The following is a 1,781-nucleotide window of genomic DNA, read 5'->3' on the forward strand; positions in this document are numbered from 1 at the left end:
GTGGGCTTCCAGAGCGCGGGCACGGCGGACGGCTCCCAGCCGGGCAGTGAGGTGTGGGCCTGCAGGCAGACGTAGTCGACGCCGTTGTAGGTGACGACCGCGCCGGTGGCGTACGCGGTGTGCGGGGCCCAGGCGGCGGCCAGCTGGCGTACCGTGCCGGTACCGGTGTCGGTGGCGTGGGCGGCGGGGCCGCTGGTGGCCAGGCCGGTCAGGGTGAGGGCGAGTCCGGTCGCTAACGCGAGGACTTTGCGGCGACATTTCATGACATTCCCTGGAGGTGTGGCTTGACGGTCTTGGAGAAGGACCAGTTGTTGCTCGCGTCCCAGTTGATGGACCACGTCATCGCGCCCCTGATGTCCGGGTAGGCGCGCGGCGGCACGAAGGTTCCGCAACCGGTCCGCTTGGCCAGGCAGTCGAGCGCCCGGGTGACGACCGAGGGCGACACGACGCCGCCGTTCGCGGCGCCCGGCCCGGCCGGCAGGCCCAGCGCCACCTGGTCGGGACGGAGCCCGTTCTCGAGCTGGATGCAGGCCAGCGCGGTGATGAAGTCGACCGTGCCCTGCGAGTAGGCGAAGGCCTGGTCGCAGCCGAGCATCGAGCCGGAGTTGTAGAACTGCGTGTGGACGACGGTGAGGATGTCCTTGATGGACAGGGCGAGCTTGAAGTACTCCATCCCGGTCGACTGCATGTCGATGGTCTGCGGGGCCATGGTGATGATCAGCTCGGAGCCGGCCTGGGCGCGCAGCGCCCTCAGCGCCTGGCCCATGTAGGTGGCGTTCAGGCCGTTCTCCAGGTCGATGTCCACGCCGTCGAAGCCGTAATCGCGCATCAGCGCGTACACCGACTCGGCGAAGCGCGTGGCGGCCGCGGCGCCGGCGACCTGCACGCGTCCGGCCTCGCCGCCGACCGACAGGATGACCTTCTTGCCGCGCTGCTTCAGCGCCTGCACGTCGGCCCTGAACTGGGCGTCGGTGTAGCCGCCGAGCGCCGTGGCCAGTCCGGGGTCGACCCCGAACACGACCTCGCCGGGCGTGGCGGTGGCCTCGCCGAACGCGACCGCGACCAGGTCGTACTCGTCGGGCACGGCCGACAGCTTGAGCTCGGTGGCGGGATTGACGAAGTTGTGCCAGTAGCCGGTGAGGAAGTGTTCGGGCAGAGTGCCGTTCTGGCAGCCGACCGTGGTGAAGCCGAAGGGGTCGCCGACGGGACCGTCGCCCGAGGCGCCCGTCGCGGTGATCGTGACGGTGTGGGAGGTGCATGCGCCCAGGCCGGTCAGGGTGTGCGCGGTGCCGGTGACGGTGACGGCCGCCGCGCCGTCGAGCCGGACCTTGTAGCCGGTGGCACCGGGGACGGCCGTCCAGCTCAGCGCGGCGCTGGTCGCGGTGGTGGAGGTCAGCGTGACGCCGCCGACCTTGCCGAGCCCGCCCGGGTCCTCACCGGGGTCCTCACCGGGGTCCTCGTCGGAGCCGCCGCAGGGTGCGCCGTTCAGCGTGCAGCCGGTGACGCCGGGGAAGCCTCCGGGGTTGCCGTTGAAGCCGAAGCTGACGGCGGCCCCCGGAGCCAGCGCCGACGCCCAGGGCGGGTTGGTGAAGGTGTAGCGCTGCCCGCTCCTCGACATGACCGCGTCCCACGCGGTGGGGATGGAGAAGCCGGCCGGAACGTCGAACTGGACGTTCCAGCTGTTCATGGGGGTGGAGGTGCCGTTGGCGACGGTGACCTTGCCCTCGAAACCCGAGCCCCAGTCGGCGACCTTGACGAAGGCCGCCGTGGCGGAGGCGGCG

Annotated in this window: 2 protein-coding genes; both read right to left on the bottom strand. The window is 71.2% G+C overall.

Translation table 11 applies throughout. The annotated features are described in order from the left end of the window. The coding region (locus E1267_RS43585) for a carbohydrate-binding protein (protein WP_342774967.1) at positions 1-263 on the bottom strand (263 nt) is incomplete at its 3' end. Next, positions 260-1,781: chitinase (locus E1267_RS43590; RefSeq protein ID WP_132342150.1), on the bottom strand; the 1,522-nt coding region annotated here is incomplete at its 5' end. The genes E1267_RS43590 and E1267_RS43585, both read right to left, overlap by 4 nt.

Origin of the sequence: Nonomuraea longispora (genome assembly GCF_004348345.1) — a bacterium.
Classification (GTDB): domain Bacteria; phylum Actinomycetota; class Actinomycetes; order Streptosporangiales; family Streptosporangiaceae; genus Nonomuraea; species Nonomuraea longispora.